20 protein-coding genes and 1 pseudogene are annotated in these 23,081 nt (G+C 72.3%); 12 read left to right on the plus strand and 9 right to left on the minus strand.

The window, feature by feature from the left end:
• Positions 1–184: 184 nt before the first annotated feature.
• The 4 genes and pseudogenes from ilvD to ACU6P3_RS14480 form a co-directional block, all read right to left on the minus strand.
• Positions 185–2,035 carry a dihydroxy-acid dehydratase gene (gene ilvD, locus ACU6P3_RS14465; protein WP_447197462.1) on the minus strand — a complete coding sequence of 617 codons (1,851 nt, stop codon included), beginning with the start codon at positions 2,033–2,035 and terminating at the stop codon, positions 185–187.
• A 182-nt stretch (positions 2,036–2,217) separates the two neighbouring features.
• Positions 2,218–2,865, minus strand: coding sequence for a TetR/AcrR family transcriptional regulator (locus tag ACU6P3_RS14470; protein WP_447197463.1), 648 nt, complete (start codon positions 2,863–2,865; stop codon positions 2,218–2,220).
• A 425-nt stretch (positions 2,866–3,290) separates the two neighbouring features.
• Positions 3,291–4,094, minus strand: a pseudogene (locus ACU6P3_RS14475) (sugar phosphate isomerase/epimerase family protein); the annotation flags it as partial.
• A gap of 22 nt (positions 4,095–4,116) precedes the next feature.
• Entirely contained in the window at positions 4,117–5,049 is a 933-nt protein-coding gene (locus ACU6P3_RS14480) for a Ppx/GppA family phosphatase (RefSeq protein ID WP_447197464.1), read from the minus strand.
• A gap of 41 nt (positions 5,050–5,090) precedes the next feature.
• Between ACU6P3_RS14480 and ACU6P3_RS14485 the strand changes: the two genes are divergently transcribed.
• Entirely contained in the window at positions 5,091–6,029 is a 939-nt protein-coding gene (locus ACU6P3_RS14485; protein ID WP_447197465.1) for a DUF3109 family protein, read from the plus strand.
• 96 nt (positions 6,030–6,125) lie between these two features.
• Here ACU6P3_RS14485 and ACU6P3_RS14490 read toward each other — a convergent pair whose 3' ends face one another.
• Positions 6,126–7,766 (minus strand): hypothetical protein, encoded by a 1,641-nt coding sequence (locus ACU6P3_RS14490; RefSeq protein WP_447197466.1) that lies wholly within the window; start codon positions 7,764–7,766, stop codon positions 6,126–6,128.
• 414 nt (positions 7,767–8,180) lie between these two features.
• Between ACU6P3_RS14490 and radA the strand changes: the two genes are divergently transcribed.
• Together radA and disA are read left to right on the plus strand one after the other, a co-directional pair.
• A complete protein-coding gene (radA, locus tag ACU6P3_RS14495) occupies positions 8,181–9,590 on the plus strand; it encodes a DNA repair protein RadA (RefSeq protein WP_030756058.1) in 1,410 nt (469 codons plus the stop codon).
• A 44-nt stretch (positions 9,591–9,634) separates the two neighbouring features.
• Positions 9,635–10,759, plus strand: coding sequence for a DNA integrity scanning diadenylate cyclase DisA (disA, locus tag ACU6P3_RS14500; protein ID WP_344276486.1), 1,125 nt, complete (start codon positions 9,635–9,637; stop codon positions 10,757–10,759).
• A 61-nt stretch (positions 10,760–10,820) separates the two neighbouring features.
• Here disA and ACU6P3_RS14505 read toward each other — a convergent pair whose 3' ends face one another.
• Positions 10,821–11,735 (minus strand): hypothetical protein, encoded by a 915-nt coding sequence (locus tag ACU6P3_RS14505; RefSeq protein ID WP_447197467.1) that lies wholly within the window; start codon positions 11,733–11,735, stop codon positions 10,821–10,823.
• A gap of 193 nt (positions 11,736–11,928) precedes the next feature.
• On the opposite strand from ACU6P3_RS14505, the gene ACU6P3_RS14510 reads away from it, so the two are divergent.
• The 6 genes from ACU6P3_RS14510 to cseC all read left to right on the plus strand — a co-directional run bounded on the left by ACU6P3_RS14510 (position 11,929) and on the right by cseC (position 17,746).
• Positions 11,929–12,588 (plus strand): phosphatase PAP2 family protein, encoded by a 660-nt coding sequence (locus ACU6P3_RS14510; protein WP_447197468.1) that lies wholly within the window; start codon positions 11,929–11,931, stop codon positions 12,586–12,588.
• A gap of 153 nt (positions 12,589–12,741) precedes the next feature.
• On the plus strand, positions 12,742–13,830 hold the full coding sequence (locus tag ACU6P3_RS14515; protein ID WP_447197469.1) for an HhH-GPD family protein: 1,089 nt from the start codon (positions 12,742–12,744) through the stop codon (positions 13,828–13,830).
• A 234-nt stretch (positions 13,831–14,064) separates the two neighbouring features.
• A complete protein-coding gene (locus tag ACU6P3_RS14520; protein WP_447197470.1) occupies positions 14,065–14,793 on the plus strand; it encodes a SigE family RNA polymerase sigma factor in 729 nt (242 codons plus the stop codon).
• 68 nt (positions 14,794–14,861) lie between these two features.
• Complete coding sequence (locus tag ACU6P3_RS14525; protein WP_447197471.1) at positions 14,862–15,515, plus strand: hypothetical protein; 654 nt, start codon at positions 14,862–14,864, stop codon at positions 15,513–15,515.
• Between the two features lie 114 nt (positions 15,516–15,629).
• Positions 15,630–16,331, plus strand: coding sequence for a two-component system response regulator CseB (gene cseB, locus ACU6P3_RS14530; RefSeq protein ID WP_447197472.1), 702 nt, complete (start codon positions 15,630–15,632; stop codon positions 16,329–16,331).
• Positions 16,332–16,423: 92 nt separating this feature from the next.
• Positions 16,424–17,746, plus strand: a complete 1,323-nt coding sequence (gene cseC, locus ACU6P3_RS14535; protein ID WP_447197473.1) for a two-component system sensor histidine kinase CseC — start codon at positions 16,424–16,426, stop codon at positions 17,744–17,746.
• A gap of 244 nt (positions 17,747–17,990) precedes the next feature.
• On the opposite strand, the gene ACU6P3_RS14540 is transcribed toward cseC, so the two are convergent.
• Positions 17,991–19,547 (minus strand): MDR family MFS transporter, encoded by a 1,557-nt coding sequence (locus tag ACU6P3_RS14540; RefSeq protein WP_447197893.1) that lies wholly within the window; start codon positions 19,545–19,547, stop codon positions 17,991–17,993.
• 242 nt (positions 19,548–19,789) lie between these two features.
• Here ACU6P3_RS14540 and ACU6P3_RS14545 point away from each other — a divergent pair, with 242 nt between their 5' ends.
• Entirely contained in the window at positions 19,790–20,377 is a 588-nt protein-coding gene (locus ACU6P3_RS14545; RefSeq protein WP_447197474.1) for a TetR/AcrR family transcriptional regulator, read from the plus strand.
• 127 nt (positions 20,378–20,504) lie between these two features.
• Here ACU6P3_RS14545 and ACU6P3_RS14550 read toward each other — a convergent pair whose 3' ends face one another.
• Positions 20,505–21,218 carry a M23 family metallopeptidase gene (locus ACU6P3_RS14550; RefSeq protein ID WP_447197475.1) on the minus strand — a complete coding sequence of 238 codons (714 nt, stop codon included), beginning with the start codon at positions 21,216–21,218 and terminating at the stop codon, positions 20,505–20,507.
• Between the two features lie 521 nt (positions 21,219–21,739).
• Between ACU6P3_RS14550 and ACU6P3_RS14555 the strand changes: the two genes are divergently transcribed.
• Positions 21,740–22,108: a trypco2 family protein gene (locus ACU6P3_RS14555; protein WP_447197476.1), complete on the plus strand. Its 369-nt coding sequence runs from the start codon at positions 21,740–21,742 to the stop codon at positions 22,106–22,108.
• A 50-nt stretch (positions 22,109–22,158) separates the two neighbouring features.
• Here ACU6P3_RS14555 and ACU6P3_RS14560 read toward each other — a convergent pair whose 3' ends face one another.
• Positions 22,159–22,581: a hypothetical protein gene (locus ACU6P3_RS14560; protein ID WP_447197477.1), complete on the minus strand. Its 423-nt coding sequence runs from the start codon at positions 22,579–22,581 to the stop codon at positions 22,159–22,161.
• A 58-nt stretch (positions 22,582–22,639) separates the two neighbouring features.
• Between ACU6P3_RS14560 and ACU6P3_RS14565 the strand changes: the two genes are divergently transcribed.
• The gene (locus ACU6P3_RS14565) at positions 22,640–23,035 is read left to right on the plus strand and encodes a hypothetical protein (RefSeq protein ID WP_447197478.1); all 396 of its coding nucleotides are present in this window, start codon (positions 22,640–22,642) and stop codon (positions 23,033–23,035) included.
• Positions 23,036–23,081: the final 46 nt, after the last annotated feature.

The following is a 23,081-nucleotide window of genomic DNA, read 5'->3' on the forward strand; positions in this document are numbered from 1 at the left end:
GGGTGAACCGGTGAGCGGGTGAGCTGGTGAGGCGGAGCCGACCGGTGGGCCGTGGGCATGGGCGTCGGGGCGGCGGCCCCACGGCCGGCCTTGGATTGAGCCCTCTGGGCTTTTGAAAGCCCGGGGCCCACGGTCCCGGCGCCGGCGCCCCGGCCGGGCCGCCGCCCGGCCCCGGTCCGCCGCCTCAGCCGAGTCGCGACACGTCCCTGACCGCGCCCTTGTCCGCGCTCGTCGCCATCGCCGCGTACGCCCGCAGCGCCGCCGACACCTTCCGGTCGCGGTCGGCCGGCCCGTACACGCCGTTCAGCGCCGCGCGCCGCTCCGCCAGCTCCTCCTCCGGGACGAGCAGCTCGATCGAGCGGTTCGGGATGTCGATCCGAATCCGGTCACCGTCGTTGACCAGCGCGATCGTGCCGCCCGAGGCCGCCTCCGGCGAGGCGTGGCCGATCGACAGACCGGACGTGCCGCCCGAGAAACGGCCGTCGGTGATCAGCGCACACGCCTTGCCCAGCCCGCGGCCCTTCAGGTACGAGGTCGGGTAGAGCATCTCCTGCATGCCCGGGCCGCCGCGCGGGCCCTCGTAGCGGATGACGACGACATCGCCCTCCTTCACCTGCTTGAGCAGGATCCGCTCCACGGCCTCCTCCTGCGACTCGCAGACGACGGCCGGGCCCTCGAAGGTCCAGATCGACTCGTCCACGCCGGCCGTCTTCACCACACAGCCGTCGACGGCGAGGTTGCCCTTGAGCACCGCCAGGCCACCGTCCTCGGAGTAGGCGTGGGCGATGTCGCGCACACAGCCGTTCGCCGCGTCGGTGTCGAGCGAGTCCCACCGCTCCGACTGGGAGAACGCCTCGGCGGAACGCTTGCAGCCGGGGGCCGCGTGCCAGAGCTCGACGGCCTCCTCGGACGGCGAGCCGCCCCGCACGTCCCAGGTCTCCAGCCAGTCCTTGACGCTCGGCGAGTGGATCGTGTGCACGTCCTCGTTGAGCAGCCCGCCCCGGTACAGCTCGCCGAGGATGGCCGGGATGCCGCCCGCCCGGTGGATGTCCTCCATGTAGTACGTACCGCCGGGAGCGACGTTCGGCGCGACCTTCGCCAAGCAGGGGACGCGGCGCGAGACGGCGTCGATGTCCGCGAGGTCGTAGTCCAGCTCGGCCTCCTGGGCGGCGGCGAGCAGGTGGAGGATGGTGTTGGTCGAGCCGCCCATGGCGATGTCGAGGGCCATGGCGTTGTCGAACGCGGCCCGGCTGCCGATGCTGCGTGGCAGGACGGTGTCGTCGTCCTGCTCGTAGTAGCGCTTGGCGATCTCGACGACGGTCGTGCCCGCCTTCTCGTACAGCGCGCGGCGGGCGGTGTGCGTGGCGAGGACCGAGCCGTTGCCGGGCAGGGAGAGGCCCATGGCCTCGGTCAGGCAGTTCATCGAGTTGGCGGTGAACATGCCGGAGCAGGAGCCGCAGGTCGGACAGGCGTTCTCCTCGATACGGAGGATGTCCTCGTCCGAGACGCTCTCGTTGACGGCGTCGGAGATCGCGTTGATCAGGTCGAGCTTGCGGACCGTACCGTCCACGAGCGTGGCGCGGCCGGCCTCCATGGGGCCGCCGGAGACGAAGACCGTCGGGATGTTGAGGCGCATCGCGGCCATCAGCATGCCGGGGGTGATCTTGTCGCAGTTGGAGATGCAGATCAGCGCGTCGGCGCAGTGTGCCTCGACCATGTACTCAACGGAGTCGGCGATCAGGTCGCGGGACGGCAGGGAGTAGAGCATGCCGCCGTGGCCCATGGCGATGCCGTCGTCCACGGCGATGGTGTTGAACTCGCGCGGCACGGCGCCCGCGGCCTTGATCGCCTCGGAGACGATCCGGCCCACCGGGGCGAGGTGGGTGTGGCCGGGCACGAATTCCGTGAAGGAGTTGGCGACGGCGACGATCGGCTTGCCGATGTCCTCGCTCGCTACGCCCGAGGCACGCATAAGGGCGCGTGCGCCCGCCATGTTGCGGCCGTGGGTGACAGTGCGGGACCTCAGCTGGGGCATCGTCGCTCGCTCCTTCAGCGGAAACAAAACTCCTTCGAGCGTACGCCCTGGATCCAAGATCTGGACATGCCGTCCGGCATACGGGATATGTGTTCAGGTTCTGGGCACGAACCTGGACGCCCGCGGCCTCGGCCCGCCGCGCAAGCGTCGGCCGTCGACCGTTGGCCGTCAGGCGTCAGGCGTCAGGCACCCGCCTCGGTGCCGGAGTGCGGGTCGGTTCCGGTCAGGTAGCGCTGGAGCGTCGGCGCCACCTGCGCGATGATCTCCTCCGGGTCCGCCGAGGCCAGCGGCTCGGCCCGGATCACGTACCGCAGGATCGCGATCCCGACCATCTGCGAGGCCGCCAGCTCGGCGCGGAACGTCGGGTCCGGTACGTCCAGCTCCTCCACGACCCGGCTCAGCAGCCTGCGCAGGACGAACGTGCGCAGGACCCCGGCCGCGGCCTCGTGCGTCAGCGCGGAGCGGATCACCGCCAGCAGCGGGGCCCGCGTGCCCGGGTTCTCCCAGACGCCGATGAAGGTGCGGGCGAGCCGCTCGCCGATGCCCTCGCGGTCGCCGGCCAGTACGGCGGGCAGGACCAGCGCCGGTTCGAAGGAGACCTCGATGGCGGCGGCGAAGACCTCGTCCTTCGTACCGAAGTAGTGGTGCACGAGCGCCGGGTCGACGCCCGCGGCCTTGGCGATGCCTCGGACGGATGTCTTGTCGTAGCCGCGTTCGGCGAATTCCGCGCGCGCCGCGTCCAGGATGCGCTGCCGGGCGCTGGGGCCGGTGCCGGTGTCCTCGCGGGAGGGACGGCCGCGGCCCCGGCGGCGCGGAGCCGTACCGTTCACGACAGGCCCGGACCGGACGGACCGGAGGATTCGGCGGCCCCGGAGCCCCTCGTGGATCCGGAGGAGCCCGAAGAGCCCGAGGAGGAGCCCGAAGAGCCCGAGCCTGAAGCCCCCGAAGCCCCTGAAGCCCCAGCAGGCCCAGGAAGGCCCGACCGGCCCGGCGCGCCCGACCGGCCCGGGAGACGGGAGCGAGCGGTACGGGCGGCTCCCGACGCCGCCGACACCGCGCGGGCGGCCCTGGTGCCCCGGCCGCGGCCCCGGCCCGCACCCCGGCCCGCCGCGCCCCGGCCGCCCGTCGCCCCCGCCGTGTCAGCCGCCGACGTATCAGCCGTCGCCGCCGCTTCGGCCGAGGAGGCGGCCGAAGCGGTCCCGGCGGCCGAAGCGGTGGCCCGCGCGGCGGCGGCCATGACGGACTCGCCTGCCGCCGACGCCGCCAGGTGCAGGCGCGCGAACGCCAGCGCCTCCGCCAGGTCCGCCTCGCGCTCCGCCGCCGACATCGCCCGCCGCGTGTTGACCTCGATCACCACATGCCCGTCGAACGCGCTCTCCGCGAGCCGCCCCAGCAGCTCCGCGCACGGCTGCGTGCCCCGCCCCGGCACCAGGTGCTCGTCCTTGCCCGAGCCCCTGCCGTCGGCGAGATGCACGTGTCCCAGCCGGTCCCCCATCCGGTCGATCATGGCCAGGGCGTCGGCGCGGGCGGTCGCGGTGTGCGAGAGGTCGACGGTGAAGTGCCGGTAGTCGTCCTTCGTGACGTCCCAGTCGGGGGCGTACGCGAGCAGCTCACGGTCCCGGTAGCGCCACGGGTACATGTTCTCGACCGCGAATCGCACGTCCGTCTCGCCGGCCATCCGCCATATGCCGCTGACGAAGTCCCGCGCGTACTGGCGCTGCCAGCGGAACGGCGGATGCACCACCACCGTCGAGGCACCGAGCTTCTCGGCCGCCGTGCGGGCCCGCTGGAGCTTGACCCACGGATCCGTCGACCAGACTCTCTGCGTGATCAGCAGACAGGGCGCGTGAACTGCGAGGATCGGCACCTGGTGGTAGTCGGAGAGCCTGCGCAGCGCCTCGATGTCCTGGCTGACCGGATCGGTCCACACCATGACCTCGACACCGTCGTACCCCAGGCGCGCGGCGATCTCGAAGGCCGTCGCCGTCGACTCCGGATAGACCGAGGCCGTAGACAGGGCGACCTTCGCTGCCGGGACGCGCACCACTGGTTCTGCCACGGGGACAGCGTACGGGCCCCGACTAGCTCGTAGGGAGTTGATCGAGACGACGGAGGATGACCCCCTCGCGCAGCGCCCAGGGACAGATCTCCAGCGTCTCGACGCCGAAGAGGTCCATCGCCGCCTCCGCCACCAGCGCTCCCGCCAGCAGTTGTGCCGATCGTCCCGCCGATACGCCGGGCAGCTCCGCGCGCCGCTCGGCGGGCATCGCGGCGAGCCTGGACACCCACTCCTCCAGTGACGTACGACTCAGTTCGCGCTGCACGTAGGGGCCGTCGGCGGAGCGGGCGGCGCCGGTGAGGCGGGCCAGCTGCCGGAAGGTCTTGGACGTCGCCACGACGTGGTCGGGGGAGCCGAACCGCGCGAACTCCCCGACCGTACGGGCGATCTCGGCGCGCACGTGCCGGCGCAGCGCCCGTACGTCCATCGGGTCGGGCGGATCGCCGGGCAGCCAGCCCGCGGTGAGCCGGCCCGCGCCCAGCGGCAGGGACACGGCGGCGTCCGGCTCCTCGTCGATGCCGTACGCGATCTCCAGCGAACCGCCGCCGATGTCCACGACCAGCAGTTTCCCCGCGGACCAGCCGAACCAGCGGCGGGCGGCGAGGAAGGTCAGCCGGGCCTCCTGCTCGCCGGTGAGGACTTCGAGGTCGACGCCGGTCTCGCTCTTGACACGGCCGAGCACCTGATCGGCGTTGGTGGCCTCCCGTACGGCGGAGGTGGCGAACGGCAGCACCGCCTCGCAGCCCTTGTCCTCCGCCGCCTGGAGGGCGTCGGCGATCGTGGACACCAGCCGGTCGACCCCGTCGGGTCCTATGGCGCCGTTCTCGTCCAGCAGTTCGGCGAGCCTGAGCTCCGCCTTGTGCGAGTGCGCGGGCAGTGGGCAGGCGCCGTGGTGGGCGTCGACCGCGAGCAGGTGGACGGTGTTCGAACCGACGTCGAGGACTCCGAGTCTCATGAACCGAACGCTACTGCGGTGACACGCATACGCTGGGACCCGTGCCAAAGACGAAAAAGGCGAAGCAGGACAAAGCCAAGGACCCGAAGAAGCAGGACCGCCGCCGGAAGGCCGAGGAGGTGGTGATCGGCGTCGTGCTGGACGACGCTTCCGACGCACTCGGTGCGTCCGACGCGTCCAGTGCGTCCGGTCCGTCCGATCCGTCCGGCGGATGGGACGAGTCCGACGAGAAGGGGATCGACTTCGCGCGCGCCTGGGTCGAGTTCCCGGACCCCGCCGACGACGAACAGGTCTTCCGCTGCGACCTGACGTGGCTCACCTCGCGCTGGAGTTGCGTCTTCGGCAGCGGCTGCCAGGGCATCCAGGCCGGCCGCGCCGACGACGGCTGCTGCACGCTGGGCGCGCACTTCTCGGACGAGGAGGACGAGGAGCGGGTCGCGGGGCACGTCGCCCGGCTCACGCCGGAGCTCTGGCAGTTCCACGACGTGGGGACGGCCACGGGCTGGACACAGATCGACGAGGAGGACGGCGAGCGCCAGACGCGCCGCTGGAACGGCTCGTGCATCTTCCAGAACAGGCCGGGTTTCGCCGGCGGGGCGGGATGCGCGCTGCACATCCTGGCGCTGCGCGAGGGGCGCGAGCCGCTGGAGACGAAGCCGGACGTCTGCTGGCAGCTGCCGGTGCGGCGTTCGTACGACTGGATCGAGCGGCCCGACGACACGCGTGTCCTCCAGATCACCATCGGGGAGTACGACCGGCGGGGCTGGGGGCCGGGCGGCCACGATCTGCACTGGTGGTGCACGTCGGCGACCTCGGCGCACGGGGCGGGCGAGCCGGTGTTCCGTACGTACCGGCCCGAGCTGACGGAGCTGATGGGCAAGGAGGCGTACGACGTGCTCGTCGGGCTGTGCGAACAGCGTCTGGCGAGCACGCTGCCGCTGGTGGCGCCGCATCCCGCGGATCCTCCGGCGGGCGGCTGACGCGCGGCGGTCGGGCCGTACGGTACGGGCCCGGGCGGGCGGTGCGGACGGGTCCGGCGGGCCCGTCCGGACGCGCCGGGAGACCGGGGCACCCGGTCATCTCCCGTGACCAGGCGGTTCGACGGGATCCGGGCGACCGGAACGGCCCGGGTGGCCGGTGTGGCCCGGGTGTGATGGACGCGACGGCCGGGCCACGGCCGGGGGCTTGCTGCCGTAGCCGTAGATCTTCACCAGTGGACCGGCCGGGTACAGCGCGATCCGCGCGCTCCAGGGGCCGGACGGCTCCCGCCGATGGTCCACGGCGGCCCGGACGGCGGTGGTGTCGCCGGGCGTGAGCGTGCCGTGGTGGCGGTTCAGCGCGAGCCAGGGCGCGGTGGTCCCGGCGGTCCAGGAGACGGGTTCGCCACCCGTGGCCTTGAGGGTGATGACCGTGGTGTCCCCGGTGGACCACGCCTCGGTGGCGATCCGGCCGAAGGACGGGTGCGACGAGCGTGACGGGTGAGCCGGGTGCGCCGGGTGCGTACCGTCGCTGACGACCTCGACCGAGAGTTCCGGGGCCCGGCCGGGGCCGAAACCGGGGCGGTCCAGGACATGGCCGGCGTTGCCGGCGTTCTCGTAGTGCTCGGAGCGCCCGTGCGGCGGCCCCTCGCTGAGCACGGGCGGCCCCCCGGACGCGGCGCTGACCGAGAGTCCTCTGTGGCTCTCCCCCGGGACGGGCGCGCCCCGGTGGGCGGCCCAGAGGGCGAGCACGGGAGCCGCGACGACGGTCGCGACGACGGTGGTCGTCACCGCCCTGGCCCGCATCCTCTCCCGCCGGGCGGCCCGGTCCTTGGGGTCCAGGGGGAACCCGTTCCGCCCGAACCGCGGCGCCGCCGAGCGGGCCCGGGGGACGTGCGCCATGGCGGTGTACATGGCCGTCCGCTCCGCCCGGACCAGCGGGAGTCCGGTGGCCGCGGCGCTCCGCGCGACGGCCCGGGCGGCGTTGACATCCCGGGCGATGCCGGGGTCCCGGGCGGCGTCGACGTCCCGGTCCGGGCCCCCGTGCGCCTGCGCCACGTAGGAGCCCGGCCAGGGGCCCGCCGCTTCGGCGCGTTCGGCGGCGCGGCGGCAGCGCGGGCAGTCGTCCACGTGGCGGACCAGCTCACGGCGGAGCGCGGACGAGAGCAGCACCCGCCGCCCACCGGTCAGCCGCTCGACCGACGGGCAGTCGCCCGTGTCCGCCACGGCGAGCGCGGCCCGCGTCCGGTCGACCTCGCAGGTGGCGGAGGCGAGCAGGTCGCGCGCCGCCGTGGGCTCCATCGACAGCACGGCCGCGATGTCGCCGGGGCCCAGCCGGTGACGGACTGCCAGCTCCAGCGCCTCGCGCTGCTCCGGGGTCGTACCCGCCGCCTCGGGCCAGGCCAGCAGGGCGAGTTCACGGCGACGGCGCTCGGCGGTCTCCGGGGAGCCCCCGGCCTCCGGGGCCCCCGCCGCGGGCTCCGGCGTACGGCCGCTCGCGTGCGCGCCCCCACGGTTCGTACCCCCACGGCTCACGCCCCCACGGCCCGTGCGCCGTCGGGTGAGCCGGCGCAGACAAGCCCACCGGGCGAGCGCGTACAGCCACACCTTGCGTTCCTCCGCGCCCGAAGGGCACCGCCCGTGCTGCCGTTCGGCGACGGACAGCACCTCGCCGAGCACCTCCGTCGCCGCGTCGTGGTCGCGGAGCACGGAGAGGCAGTAGGTGAACAGGCCGTCCAAATACGGCTCGTACCGCTCGAATCGCTCGTACCGCGCCGGAGGGCGCTTTGCCGCCGGTCGGGGCGCACGACAGAAGACACGGTGTGCGCCGGGGTTGTGCGGGGAGGTCTCGGGGCTGCGGCTCATCACCCGGCGACGGTAGTCAGGCCGGTCCACACCCTCACACCGCTTGAGCATATTTACTCCTTACGGGTGAATACATCCCCCGAAAGAGAACAAAAATCCCGCAATCCGGTGGGTTTTGACAGCACTCCGAGTGGTAAAGGCAGCATGCGCCACATGGGTCGCCAGTCGGTCATCACGCGGTTCACTCCGGCGCACCACTCGGCGCACCACGCGGCTCGCCGCACCCGAGGGGACCGGCCGGGGCGGGCGAGCGCCCCGGGTGTCAGTGGCCCCCTATACGGTGACGCCATGGCTGCCCGTACGAAATCCGCCAAGGACCGGCCGTCCTACCGCTGTACCGAATGCGGCTGGACGACCGCCAAATGGCTCGGCCGCTGCCCCGAGTGCCACGCGTGGGGCACGGTCGAGGAGTACGGCGCGCCCGCCGTGCGGACGACCTCCGCCGGCCGGGTCTCCGCTGCCGCGCTCCCCATCGCCCAGGTCGACGTCCGCACGGCCACGGCGCGGTCCACCGGGGTCGACGAACTGGACCGTGTGCTCGGCGGCGGTCTGGTGCCCGGTGCGGTGGTGCTGCTCGCGGGCGAGCCGGGCGTCGGCAAGTCGACGCTGCTGCTCGACGTCGCGGCGAAGGCGGCGAGCGACGAACACCGCACGCTGTACGTGACGGGCGAGGAGTCCGCCAGCCAGGTGCGGCTGCGCGCCGACCGCATCGGGGCCATCCACGACCACCTCTACCTCGCGGCCGAGACGGACCTCTCCGCCGTCCTCGGCCATCTCGACGCGGTGAAGCCGTCGCTGCTGATCATGGACTCCGTGCAGACCGTCGCCTCCCCCGAGATCGATGGCGCGCCGGGCGGGATGGCCCAGGTCAGGGAGGTCGCGGGCGCGCTCATCCGAGCCTCCAAGGAGCGCGGGATGGCCACGCTCCTGGTGGGCCACGTCACCAAGGACGGCGCGATCGCGGGCCCCCGCCTGCTCGAACACCTGGTGGATGTCGTGCTCTCCTTCGAGGGCGACCGGCACGCCCGGCTGCGGCTCGTGCGGGGCGTCAAGAACCGGTTCGGCGCGACCGACGAGGTCGGCTGCTTCGAGCTGCACGACGAGGGGATCACCGGGCTCGCCGATCCCTCGGGGCTGTTCCTGACCAGGCGTGACGAGCCGGTGCCCGGCACCTGCCTGACGGTGACGCTCGAAGGGCGGCGTCCGCTGGTGGCCGAGGTGCAGGCGCTGACCGTCGACTCGCAGATCCCCTCCCCCCGGCGGACGACCTCCGGTCTGGAGACCTCACGGGTCTCGATGATGCTCGCCGTGCTGGAGCAGCGCGGCCGCATCAGCGCGCTCGGCAAGCGCGACATCTACAGCGCGACGGTCGGCGGCGTGAAGCTCTCCGAGCCCGCCGCCGACCTGGCGGTGGCGCTCGCGCTGGCCTCCGCCGCCAGTGACACCCCCCTGCCGAAGAATCTGGTCGCGATCGGCGAGGTGGGACTCGCGGGCGAGGTCAGAAGGGTCACGGGCGTGCAGCGCAGGCTCGCCGAGGCGCACCGGCTGGGCTTCACCCAGGCCCTCGTGCCGACCGACCCGGGCAAAGTCCCGGCCGGTATGAAGGTCACGGAAGTCGCCGACATGGGCGATGCTCTGAGGGTCCTGCCGCGCCGGGGTCGTGCGGACGCCCCACGGGAGGACGGCGTGCGCCGGTAGACTTTGCCCTGGTCTCGCCCATCCGTACGAGCCGGAGGAGTGCAGTGGCAGCCAACGACCGGGCATCAGCACCCGGAAAGTCCGGCCCGGGCTCCGGCAACGAAGCGCTGATGCGCGCCTCCTTGAGCGCGGTTGCGCCGGGTACGGCCCTGCGTGACGGCCTGGAGCGGATCCTGCGGGGGAACACCGGCGGTCTCATCGTCCTCGGCATGGACAAGTCCGTCGAGGCGATGTGCACCGGCGGCTTCGTACTGGACGTGGAGTTCACCGCGACCCGGCTGCGCGAGCTGTGCAAGCTGGACGGCGCGCTGATCCTGGACAAAGACATCACCAAGATTCTGCGGGCCGGTGTCCAGCTGGTCCCGGAGTCCTCCATCCCCACGGAGGAGACGGGCACGCGCCACCGCACGGCGGACCGGGTGTCCAAGCAGTGCGGCTTCCCCGTCGTCTCCGTGTCGCAGTCGATGCGCCTGATCGCGCTGTACGTGAACGGCGAGCGCCGGGTGCTGGAGGAGTCGGCCGCGATCCTCTCCCGCGCCAACCAGGCGCTGGCGACCCTGGAGCGCTACAAGCTGCGCCTGGACGAGGTCGCGGGCACGCTCTCCGCGCTGGAGATCGAGGACCTGGTGACGGTCCGGGACGTGACAGCGGTGGCACAGCGCCTGGAGATGGTGCGCCGGATCGCCACGGAGATCGCCGAGTACGTGGTGGAGCTGGGCACCGACGGCCGGCTGCTCTCCCTCCAACTGGACGAGCTGATCGCGGGTGTGGCCCCGGAGCGGGACCTGGTCGCGCGGGACTACGTGCCGGAGCCGACCGCGAAGCGGTCCCGTACGGTCGAGGAGGCGCTGGCCGAGCTCGACTCGCTGAGCCACCCGGAGCTGCTCGAACTGCCCATCGTGGCCCGCGCGCTGGGATACAGCGGGGCCCCGGAGACGCTGGACTCGGCGGTCTCGCCGCGCGGTTACCGGCTGCTGGCCAAGGTGCCGCGGCTGCCGGGCGCCATCATCGAGCGGCTGGTGGAGCACTTCGGGGGCCTGCAGAAGCTGCTGGCGGCGAGTGTGGACGACCTCCAGACGGTGGACGGGGTGGGCGAGGCGCGGGCGCGCAGTGTGCGCGAGGGCCTGTCGCGGCTGGCGGAGTCGTCCATCCTGGAGCGGTACGTCTGACCCCCCTGGAGCGGGTGGGTCCGACCGCCCGGGAGCGTCAGTACCGTACGGCCGTCGGCCGTCAGTCCTTCTCCAGGCGGATCGACTGCCGGCCCTGCTCCACGGACACGCCCGGCGCCTTGGCCTCGACCAGGTACGTGCCGGCACCGACCGGTGCGGCGGGCGGGGTCGCGCACTCGGGGCGGCTCTGCTTGCGGTCCCATTCCACGGTCCGCGTGACGGTCGCCCCCGCCCGTACCTCGAACAGCAGCCGGCCGTCCTTCGCGCAGTCCTTGGACGACCACACCTGCTCGTCGTCCGCGTCGGTGATCGTCAGGACGACGGCCTTCGGGCCGAGGTCCGTCTTGCAGGTGGTGTCGGAGGAGTTGGTGACGGCCAGCCGGAACCCCGGCTTCTCGTCCGGCCCGTAGGCCACCTTGCTGGTGAGGAGGCGCAGACTGAGCGCGCTTGACGGGCAGTTGGGGAGACCGGAGTCGGCCGGCACCTGGCGGGCCGGGGTGCCCCCGCCGCCCGTACCACCGCCGGCGCCGCTGCCGGCACCGCCGTCGGACGCCGAGCCGCCGGAGCCCGCGGAACCCGAACCGGAGCCGCCCGTACCGGCGGTGTCCCCGCCCTCGGCGCCACCGTTCTTCCCGTCGCCGTTCCCGGTGTCCGAACCGGAGCCGCCCGAGCCGCCGGACGAGCCGTCGCCACCGTCGCCACCGTCGTCGCCGGATCCGCCGGAGCCTTCCGAATCGCCGCCGCCACCGGGCTGTTCGCTGATGGCGGGGCCCGAGCCGGGCGGTCCCGGCGTGATGGAGGGCGCGGGATTCGCGCCGTCGGACGCACCCTTGCCCTTCCCCCCGCCGCCCCCGGCGGAGGTGACGGCCCATACGACGAGCAGCGCGAGCAGCACGACCAGCGTCGCCGCTACAGCCCTCCGTCGCCAGTAGATGGTGGAGGGAAGCGGCCCGACCGGATTGCGCAGAGATCCCACGACAAGAACTCTACGAGAGATCGGCTCCAACTCCCGCCCCATATACCGTCCGGCCCGGCAACTTTTGAGGATCATCGTTCCACGGCGTGGTGTTCGGCTCGTCCCCGGATGACCCACGCCATCCGCTTTCGTCGGGCGCCCGTCACGGGCCTCCTGGTCGGGGAACCCCCGGCGAACTCTGTACGTTCTCCTCATGAACAGCAGCGCAACCAGCGATCTGTATCGCGACATCCTCGACTTCGCCCATACCACCCCCACGTGGTTCCAGCACCTGGCCGAGCTCTGGACGGAGGCCGGACTGCTGTTGTTCGGTCTGCTCTTCATAACGGTCTGGTGGTCGGACCGCACCAAGGGCTCACGGGCCGTCGCCCTGGCCCTCCTCGCCCCGCTCGCCACCGCCATCGCCTACGCGTGCAGCGAGCTCACCAAGTCCTTCCTGACCGAGGACAGACCGTGCAGGGCGGTCGCCGGAGCCGCGGCTCCGCTGGTCACCTGCCCGCCGGTGGGCGACTGGTCGTTCCCGAGCAACCACTCCACGATCGGTGCGGCCGCCGCGATCGCCATCGTGATCTGCCGGCCGCTGCTGGCCTGGCTCACCGTGCCGATGGCGGTGCTGATGGCGTTCTCCCGGGTCTTCGTCGGCGTCCACTACCCGCATGACGTGGCGGTCGGGCTGGTGCTGGGCGGCGTGGTGGCGACGCTGGTGATGCTGGCGGCCGTACGGCCCGTCCAGGGGCTCGTGGAGGCGATGCGCACCAGCCGGTCGGGGCTCGCGCTGTTCCTGGCCGGCCCGGGAGAGGCAGCGGGCGGCGGACACCGACGCGCGCGGGCGCGCGCCCGCACCGGAGCCTGACGGCGCGCGAGCGCACAAGCGCTGCGAAACGGTGCCGCGCACGCGGGCGTACGTCCGTCAGGGTGCGATCGCACGCGCCCCGGCGACAACCTCCGGCGTATACCCGCCCGCTGCACCGTACGCGCGCCCTCCCGTGCCAGGATCGGAAGTGCCATGACTGCTACTTCCCCGCACTCGCCCCTCACGCCGCCCCATACGACTCCGCCCCACACGGCCCCGGCCACCGCGGCCGCGGCCCCCGCACCCCCGGCCCCCGCCGCCGCCCCACCGGCCGAGAGCGTCCCGGACCGCGGGGCCCCGGCCTCCGCGCTCCCGTCCTCCGCGCCCCCGGCCTCCGGCGGGGCGAGGGCGACGGTGACGGCCGGCGACCCGGCCGCGCTGCACACCCCCGTCATCGCGTGGTTCGAGACCAACGCGCGCGACCTGCCCTGGCGCCGCCCCGACGCGGGCGCCTGGGGTGTGATGGTCAGTGAGTTCATGCTCCAGCAGACCCCCGTCAGCCGGGTGCTCCCGGTGTACGAGCAGTGGCTCGCCCGCTGGCCCCGCCCCGCCGACCTGGCCGCCGAGGCGCCGGGCGAGGCGGTCCGCGCGTGGGGACGGCTCGGCTACCCGCGCCGCGCGCTGCGGCTGCACGGCGCGGCCCAGGCGATAACGGAGCGGTACGACGGTGACGTACCCCGCGAGCACGCGCAGCTGCTCTCGCTGCCCGGGATCGGCGAGTACACGGCGGCGGCGGTGGCCTCGTTCGCGTACGGACAGCGCCACGCCGTGCTGGACACCAACGTCCGCCGGGTGTTCGCCCGCGCCGTGACCGGTGTCCAGTACCCGCCGAACGCGACGACGGCCGCCGAGCGCAAGCTCGCCCGCGCGCTGCTGCCCGAGGACCCCGGTACGGCGGCCCGCTGGGCCGCGTCCTCCATGGAACTGGGCGCCCTGGTGTGCACGGCCAAGAACGAGGGGTGCGCACGCTGCCCGATCGCCGCCCGGTGCGCCTGGCGGCTGGCCGGCAAGCCCGCGCACGAGGGCCCGGCGCGGCGCGGCCAGACCTACGCGGGTACGGACCGCCAGGTGCGGGGCCGCCTCCTCGCCGTGCTGCGCGACACGCCGGGCCCGGTCGCGCAGGCGGTCCTGGACACCGTGTGGAACGAGCCCGTGCAGCGGGCCAGGGCGCTGGACGGCCTGGTCGCCGACGGTCTGGTCGAGCCCCTGGACAACGGCCTCTACCGGCTGCCACAGGGCTGACGGCTCCCCGCGAGGCACCGCCCCCGCCCTGCCGGGCACCGTCCTCTCCCTCTGTCTCCTTACTCGCAGTAACGACTGTTCATGGCCGTTACACAACCGATGGACAGCCGTGCGTCCACCGACGGCTGTCCCCGACAACCCCGTGACAAGCGCTCCGTAATTTCGGTGCCGTAACGCGACGCGAAGACGCGAAGGCGCGAAGGTACGCAGGTCATGGGGTCGGAGGCGGTTGGCATGGCGCAGGGCGAGGTGCTCGGTTTCGAGGAGTACGTACGTACCCGGCAGGAGGCCCTGCTGCGCAGCGCACGGCGGCTGGTGCCCGACCCGGTCGACGCCCAGGACCTGTTGCAGACCGCCCTGGCCCGTACGTTCGGCCGCTGGGACGGCATCGCGGACAAGTCCCTCGCCGACGCCTATCTGCGCCGCGTCATGATCAACACGCGTACGGAGTGGTGGCGGGCCCGCCGGCTGGAGGAGGTCCCCACCGAGGAGCTGCCCGACGCGCGCGTCGAGGACGGCACCGAGCAGCGCGCGGACCGGGCGCTGCTGATGGACGTCCTCGGAGTGCTGGCGCCGAAGCAACGCAGTGTCGTCGTGCTGCGACACTGGGAGCAGATGAGTACGGAGGAGACTGCTGCCGCGCTCGGCATGTCGGCGGGTACGGTCAAGAGCACGCTGCACCGCGCGCTGGCCCGGCTCCGGCAGGAGCTGGAGAACCGGGAGCGGGACGGCCGGACGGTCCGGGAGGACCGGCCGGACCGTCCGGACAGGAGCGGCCCGGCGGTCCGGGACGGCCGGGCGGCCGAGGGCAGCCGGGTGGCCGAGGAGGGCCCGGCGGTCCGGGGCGTCCCCGCCCGGGGTCCGCGGGTGCGCCGCGCGGTGCGCGGGGGTTCCGTACGAGGGGACGCGGTACGCGCGGAAGCCGTACGCGAGGAAGTGGGGCGGGAGAGGTGCGCGGCCTGAGAGCTCTCGTACGGCCGGGACGACCGGACCGGCCGGGGGGCGGAGCGTACGCGGCGGGCGACCGGGGCATGACCGGGCTCGCCGCGTTCGGCGTGCTCGCGGCCGGCCTCCTGCTGTCCGGCTGCTCGACCGGTGGTACGGGTACGAGGGACGAGGGCGCGGCCGTGCACGTGCCGGCGGTCCAGGGCGTGCCCACCCCCACGACGAGCGCGTCCGCCCCGGCCAGGACCGTCGAGCCCGTGTCCCTCCTGCGCGAGGACCCCAAGGTCAACGCGCGGATCAAGGCCGACCTCAAGCCGTGCGCGGGGGACGCGTACCCGCTGGACACCTCGTACGGGAACCTCACCGGCTCGGCCGCCGCGGACGTGGTGATCAACGTGATGACGTGCGAGGACTCCGTCGGGATCGCGACGTACGTGTACCGCGCGAAGGACGGCGACGCGGGCGGGGGCTACGAGAACGTGTTCGCGGCCGAGGAGCCCGCCGTCTACGCCACCATCGACCGCGGGGAGCTGGTCGTCACGCAGCAGATCTACGCCGGGGACGACTCCGTGTCGTATCCCTCGGGCGAGGAGGTCATCACCTACAGCTGGGCGGGCAGCGCGTTCAACGAGCGCTTCCGGGTGCGCAACAGCTACAGCAAGGCGGTGGGCAAGGGGGGCATGGAAGTACCCGCTGTACCCGCCGTGCCCGCGTCGCCGGTTCCGGCCCCCGACAACTGACGGCTGACGGCTGACGGCTGACCGCGAGCGGCGGCGGACCGACGACAGACACGCACGACGACCGATACACACGACTACCGACACGCACGACGACTGAACGGAGTGAGCCGGGGCATGGCAGAGACACATGTCCTCTTCGTCGAGGACGACGACGTCATCCGGGAGGCGACACAGCTCGCGCTGGAACGGGTGGGATTCACGGTCACGGCCATGCCGGACGGGCTCTCGGGCCTGGAGTCCTTCCGCGCCGACCGGCCGGACATCGCGCTCCTCGACGTGATGCTGCCCGGCATGGACGGGGTGAGCCTGTGCCGCCGCATCCGCGACGAGTCGACCGTGCCCGTGATCATGCTCTCGGCGCGCGCGGACTCCATCGACGTGGTGCTCGGGCTGGAGGCCGGCGCGGACGACTACGTGACCAAACCCTTCGACGGGGCGGTCCTGGTGGCCCGCATCAGGGCCGTACTGCGCCGCTTCGGACACGCGGGCCGGGATCCCGGTGAGTCCGACGGAACCGGTGGCTCCGCCGGGGGCGTGCTGTCCTTCGGCGACCTGGAGGTCGACACGGAGGGGATGGAGGTGCGCCGCAAGGGCGCGCCGGTGGCGCTGACGCCGACGGAGATGCGGCTGCTGCTGGAGTTCTCGTCGGCGCCCGGGACCGTGCTCTCCCGTGACCGGCTGCTGGAACGCGTCTGGGACTACGGCTGGGGCGGGGACACCCGGGTGGTGGACGTCCATGTCCAGCGGCTGCGCACCAAGATCGGGCAGGACCGGATCGACACGGTTCGCGGCTTCGGTTACAAACTCAAGGCTTGACGCGGGCGCGCGGGCGCGCTGGGCGCGGACGGCACGGGCGGTGACGCGTCCGTGGGGGCGACGAGCCGGGTGGGACAAGGTGTGACAGTGGTATGAAACGGCGCGCTCTGAGCACCGGCGTCCGGTGGAAGATCAGTATCGCGATCGCGGCCGTCGGCGCGCTGGTCGCCGTGGCGCTGAGCCTCGTGGTGCACAACTCGGCCCGGGTCTCGATGCTGGACAACGCGCGCGAGGTGCAGCTGGAACGGTTGCTGTTCGCGCAGCGGATGTACGACTCCACCAAGGAGGCCAAGTTCGGCACCAAGATCAATGACCCGGCGCTGCCGCCCGAGCTGCGGGCGAAGGCGCGGCAGGGGCGGCGCGCGACCTACGTCCAGGAGGCCGGCGACGGCGGGGTGCCGGACGTGTGGGCGGCGGTCCCGATGGGCAACGGCTCGGTGCTCTCGCTGCACAGCAAGTTCGCCGACCGCAGCACGACGATCATGAAGGACCTGGACCGCTCCCTGCTCATCGGCTCGGTCTCGGTGGTCTTCGGCGGCTGCGCGCTCGGGGTCCTGGTGGGCGGGCAGCTCTCGCGCCGGCTGCGCAAGGCGGCCGCCGCGGCGGTCCGGGTGGCCCAGGGGAACACGGAGGTACGGGTCGGGGAGGCCATCGGCGGAGTCGTCCGGGACGAGACGGACGAGCTGGCCCGCGCGGTGGACGCGCTGACCGACGCGCTGAACGAGCGGATCGAGGCCGAGCGCCGGGTCACCGCCGACATCGCGCACGAGCTGCGCACCCCGGTCACGGGGCTGCTCACGGCGGCCGAACTGCTGCCGCCCGGCCGCCCCTCGGAGCTGGTACGGGACCGGGCGCAGGCGTTGCGGACGCTGGTGGAGGACGTCCTGGAGGTGGCCAGGCTGGACGGCGCCTCGGAGCGTGCCGAACTCCAGGAGCTCGCGCTCGGTGAGTTCGTGGCGCGGCGCGTGGCCGTGCTGGACCCGGCGGTCGAGGTCAAGGTGGTCCACGACTCGTGGGTCTGCACGGATCCGCGCCGCCTGGAGCGCATCCTGGGCAATCTGCTGGCGAACGCGGCCAAGCACGGCTCGGCACCGGTCGAGGTCACCGTCGAGGGCCGGGTCGTACGCGTACGGGACCACGGGCCCGGCTTCCCCGAGGCGCTGCTGCGCGAGGGCCCGAGCCGGTTCCGTACGGGCACGACCGACCGCGCGGGCCATGGCCACGGCCTCGGTCTGACGATCGCGGCGGGTCAGGCCCGGGTGCTGGGCGCGCGGCTGACCTTCCGCAACGCCGCCCCGACGGGGGTGCCGGAGCGGGCGGGCGGGGGCGGCGCGATCGCCGTGCTCTGGCTGCCGGAACACGCCCCGACGACGACGGGCAGCTTCCCGGTACTCAAGCTCGCGGACCCGGCGTAGGGCCCCACCCGGGTGACCCGCCGGGCGCGCCATGGCCGGACGCCCCGGTCCGGTCCCCGGGCGGGCTTCTGCTCGTACCGCGGACGGCGAGGGCCCCTGGCGCGCGGCGTTCCGCGCGTCAGGGGCCCTCGCCGCCTGCCCGGGGCCGGAACGGGGGCGGGCCGGGGCCGGAACGGGGGCGGGCCGGGCGCCGTCCCCCGTCCCCGGTCCGCCGTGTCCCGTGCCCCCGTCGCCCCGGCCGGGCTCAGACCGACTGCGCGATCTTGTCGTCCGCCACGGCGGCGTCCTCCGGCTTCTCCGGGCCGGTGCCCCGCAGCGGTACCTCCTTGACGAACCACGCCGCGACGAAGCCGATCACCGCGATCGAGGCGCCCAGGGTGAAGGCCGCGTGCGTACCGGACGACACGGCGTACTGGTACGCCTCCCGGGCCGCCTCCGGCAGCTTCGCCAGGCTCGCCGCGTCCAGCTGCGAGGTCTGCTGGGTCACCGCGCCGCCGCCCCGCGCCGCCATCTCGTCCTGCACCCGGCTGGTGAAGAGCGCGCCCATCACCGCGGCACCGAAGGAGCCGCCGAGCGTACGGAACAGGGTGGTGGTGGAGGACCCGACGCCCATGTCCTTCATCTCGACGCTGTTCTGCGCGACGAGCATGGTGATCTGCATCAGGAAGCCCATGCCGGCGCCGAGCACGGCCATGTAGAGCCCGGAGGTCAGCCGCGAGGTGCCGGTGTCCATCTGCGCGAGCAGGAACAGGCCGACGACCATCAGTCCGCCGCCGACGATGGGGAAGACCTTGTACTTGCCGCTGATGGTGGTGACGCGGCCCGCGACCAGCGAGACGGCCATCATCGACAGCAGCATGGGCAGGAGCAGCAGGCCGGAGTTGGTGGCCGAGGCGCCCTGGACGGACTGCTGGTACAGCGGCAGGAACAGCACCGCGCCGAACATCACGAAGCCGGTCAGGAAGCCGATCACCGACATCAGCGAGAAGTTGCGGTTGCGGAAGATGTGCAGCGGCATGATCGGCTCGGCGGCCTTGGTCTGGACGATGACGAAGCCGATGAGCGCCACGACCCCGAGCGCGATCAGCTCCATGATCACCGAGGAGGTCCAGTCGTACTCCGTACCGCCCCAGGTGGTGACGAGCACGATCGAGGTGATGCCGACGGTCAGCAGCGCGGCGCCCAGGTAGTCGACCCTGGCCCGGACCGTCCGGTCCCTGGCCGGCAGGTGCAGGACGGTCGAGATCATGATCAGCGCCACCGCGCCCAGCGGCAGGTTGATGTAGAAGCTCCAGCGCCAGCCGAGGTGATCGGTGATGGTGCCGCCGACCAGCGGGCCGCCGATCATGGCGAGGGCCATGACACCGGCCATCATGCCCTGGTACTTACCGCGCTCCCGGGGCGGGATCAGGTCGCCGATGATCGCCATGACACCGACCATCAGACCGCCGGCGCCCAGACCCTGTACGGCGCGGAAGCCGATGAGCTGGCCCATGTCCTGCGCCATGCCGCTGAGCGCCGAGCCGATCAGGAAGATGACGATCGACGTGAGGAAGACGCCCTTGCGCCCATATATGTCGCCGAGCTTGCCCCAGATGGGCGTGGCGGCGGCGGTCGCCAGGGTGTACGCGGTCACCACCCAGGACAGGTGCGCGAGGCCGCCCAGCTCGCCGACGATCGTCGGCATCGCCGTACCGATGATCATGTTGTCCAGCATGGCCAGCAGCATCGAGATCATCAGCGCGAGCAGGACCACGCGCACGCTGCGCGGCTGCGCGCCGGAGCCGTTCGGCTCCGGCACGGTGCCGTCCTTCCGCTCGCCGGTCGCGCCCCGCGCCCCGGCCGTCGGAGCCTTGTCGGTCGTACTCAACTTCCCCACTCCCCTGCACTCCCCATCGCGTTCCCCGTGTCGAGGTGTCGAGGTGCCGAGCACCCCGTGTCGAGCACCCAGGAACTTACTTGCCGCCCGGCAAGTTCACTACACTGGGGAAGGTAGACCCATACCTAGCCGGTCGTCAAGTAAGTTTTTTCTCGGGAGAGCACATGGGCAGCAGCACGCAGCACCCACGGCGGGGCAACACCCGCCAGCGCATCCAGGACGTCGCCCTGGAGCTCTTCGCCGAGCAGGGCTACGAGAAGACCTCGCTGCGGGAGATCGCGGAGAGGCTGGATGTCACGAAGGCGGCGCTCTACTACCACTTCAAGACCAAGGAAGACATCCTGATCAGCCTCTTCGAGGACCTGAGCCGGCCGGTGGACGAACTGGTCGCCTGGGGCGCGGCGCAGCCGAGCAGCCTGGAGACCAAGAAGGAGATCCTGCGCCGCTACGGCGTGGCGCTGGCGGACGCGGCGCCGCTCTTCCGCTTCATGCAGGAGAACCAGGCGACGGTGCGCGAGCTGAGCATCGGCGACTTGTTCAAGCAGCGCATGATGAAGCTGATGGACCTGGTCATGGATCCCGACGCGGACATGCCCGACCGGGTGCGCTGCTTCAGCGCGCTGTTCACGATGCACGCGGGGATGCTGGCCCTCAAGGACGTCGAAGGAGACCCCGAGGAGAAGCGCGCGGCCATCCTCGAGGTCTCCACCGATCTGATCACCCAGGCGCACACACCGAGCCGTACGGCGTGACGCGAAGCGCCCCGGGGGCACCGGGGCGCTTCGCGCCGGCACCGCGGCCACGCGGCGCCCTTGGTCACTCGTCGACGCCGGTCACTGGTCGACGCGAGTCATTCCTCGACTCATTCCTCGACGCGGATCAGACGTTCACGCCGACGGACCGCAGGAACGGCACCGGGTCGACGGCCGAGCCGTAGTTCGGGGTCGTACGGATCTCGAAGTGCAGGTGCGGGCCGCTGGAGTTGCCGGTGTTGCCGGACAGGGCGATCTTCTGGTCCGTCTTCACCTGCTGACCGACGTACACGTCTATCTGGGACAGGTGCGCGTACTGCGAGTACGTGCCGTCCTTGTGCTTGATCACGATCGCGTTGCCGTACGCGGGGCCGTCACCGGCGCCGTTCGGGCCGGCCTTGACGACGGTGCCCTGGTGGGCGGCGTGGACCGGGGTGCCGACCGGCACGGCGAAGTCCTGGCCGGAGTGCTTGTGCGCCCACATGTTGCCGCCGCGGCCGAAGCTCGCGCTCAGCGCGTACTTCTTGACCGGGTCGGTCCAGGAGGCGGCCTTCTTCGCCGCGGCCTTCGCCTCGGCGGCCTTGGTCTTCACCTGCTTCATCTCGGCCTGGTGGGTCTTCTCGGCGGCCTTGGCCTGTACGGCGGCCTGCTGGTGGACGGCGGCGGCCGTCGAGGTCGCGGTCGAGGCGGACGACGCGACGGCCGCGTGCCCGCCGCCGGTCGCGGCGAACGCGGCCCCGGCCCCGCACGCCACCGTCACGCCGAGTCCGGCGGCGACGACGCCGGCGCGGGTACGCAGGGCGGACGGACGGAACAGACGGGACTGGTTGCGCAGCGACATACAGGAAACCTCCGGGCATGAATGGACCCGGCAGACATACCGGGCTTGCCACACCTTGGTAACCCGGACTCCATCTCGCCCCAAAACCACCTATCTACGACAACCCGTCGTAACAACACGGACGACGATCCGCCTCTTGACGACCCACTCCCTTCCGATTAAAGGGTTGGCAAATGCGATGATTATGTCCGGTTTTAAAGGCATGTAGGACCGTACGGGAGGGGAAGTGAGACCTGCGTCACCGACCCGGGGGACGCACCGTCACGGAAAGAGCCGCCACCGATACGGCCGAAAGTCCCGGCGATTGCCAGACCGTATGACTATTCCGACTAGTAGGCCCGGAAATCGCTGTGCGCCTTGTCACGGCCGGTGGGCGGAAATGCCGTCCGATTCGGGACCAAGGTCCCGCGTGGAACCGGGGAGCGCGGCGCCATACGCTTCGTGCCGTATCCGTACGTCCGGCCCGGCACGGTCCGCGAGAGCGGGCCCAACCGGTTCGGCCGGGGACTCGACCAGGGGGAATGATGGCCAACGACGACCACGACTTCGACGGCATCGAACTGGCGGACGCCATCCAGTCCGTACGCGACCAGCTCCTCGACGCCGCCGCGCGCGCCACGGACCGACCGCTGTCCTTCGAGGTCGGCGACATCCAGATGGAGTTCACCCTGGAGCTGCGCAAGGAGGTCAAGGCCGGCACCAAGGTCAAGGCATGGGTCGTGGAGGCGGGCGCGGACGGCACCCGCGCCACCGGCCGTACGCACAAGGTCGCCTTCACCCTCACCCCGCGCGACGCCCGCACCGGCGCGCCCTGGAAGGTCGGCGACCCGGACCACGGAAGTACGGCGGGATTCGGCGGCGGGACGGGCGCGGCGGGCGGTGCGCGGTGAGCGTGGAACGGGTCGTCGCGGTTTTCGGGGAGTCCCAGGGGACAGGGGTGTTACTCGATGCGTTCACCGTCCTGACCTGCGCCCACGTCATCGGGAAGGAGGGCCGTCCGGCAGTCGCCCATCCGCGGCTGGCCGACCGGGTTCCGGCCGATGTGCGCTGGTCGGACGACCATCTGGCCGGCCGTCGCGCTCCCGGAGATCCGCCTGGGTGAGGTCGCCACCGCGGGCCCTCTGCCGCACTGCGAGATCGTAGGTTTCCCCCGGATCCAGGACGAACTCGTCAGCCAGGTACGTGTGTTGTCGCGTTCGGACGCCGGGACCTCGTCGACGCCGTCCACCAGGAGCAGGGCCCGTCCCGACTCCAGCACACGCACCGCCCAGCCGGGCGGCGCGTCGTCCGTCAGCAGGCCCGCCACGGCCGGGAGCCGGCCGGGCGTGGGCAGGCCGGAGCCCCGGGCCTGCACGGTGCGCAAGGGAAGGACGAAGGGCGCCAGGCCGTTCAGCTCCGCCAGTTCGGGGCTCAGGCCGTATGTGAGAAACAGTGCATCGAGGTTCGGTATCTCACGCGTTCGCACGCTGCTGCTGCCGCCGCGTCCGCGTCGCATTCGATCCGGGCGGCCGTGTGCCAGGCGGTGGGACGAAACGGATACGCCCCGGCTTCCCCCGCCGCACGAGCGTGTCCGGGGACTGGTTATCGAGACGGCCCGGCCGCTCGATCTCTCAACCATCAAGGACTGGCCCTCGCTCCAGCGCCTCGACCTGGCGTTGGTGCCGACGCCCGGCTTTGCCCCCGCGCTGGATCTGACCCCGCTGGCAGGCCTGGCCGGACTTGAAGTCAACGTCTCGCTCAAGGGCGTCGGCGTTCCCCTTGAGCTTGAGTTGGTCGGCGCCGAACTCCTCGGTGACCGCCTCACCGTCCACGACTGACCGCTGCGCGACAAGGGGCTGCCCCGGACCGTTTCCCATGGTGGGA

This window comes from Streptomyces hebeiensis, assembly GCF_052983195.1.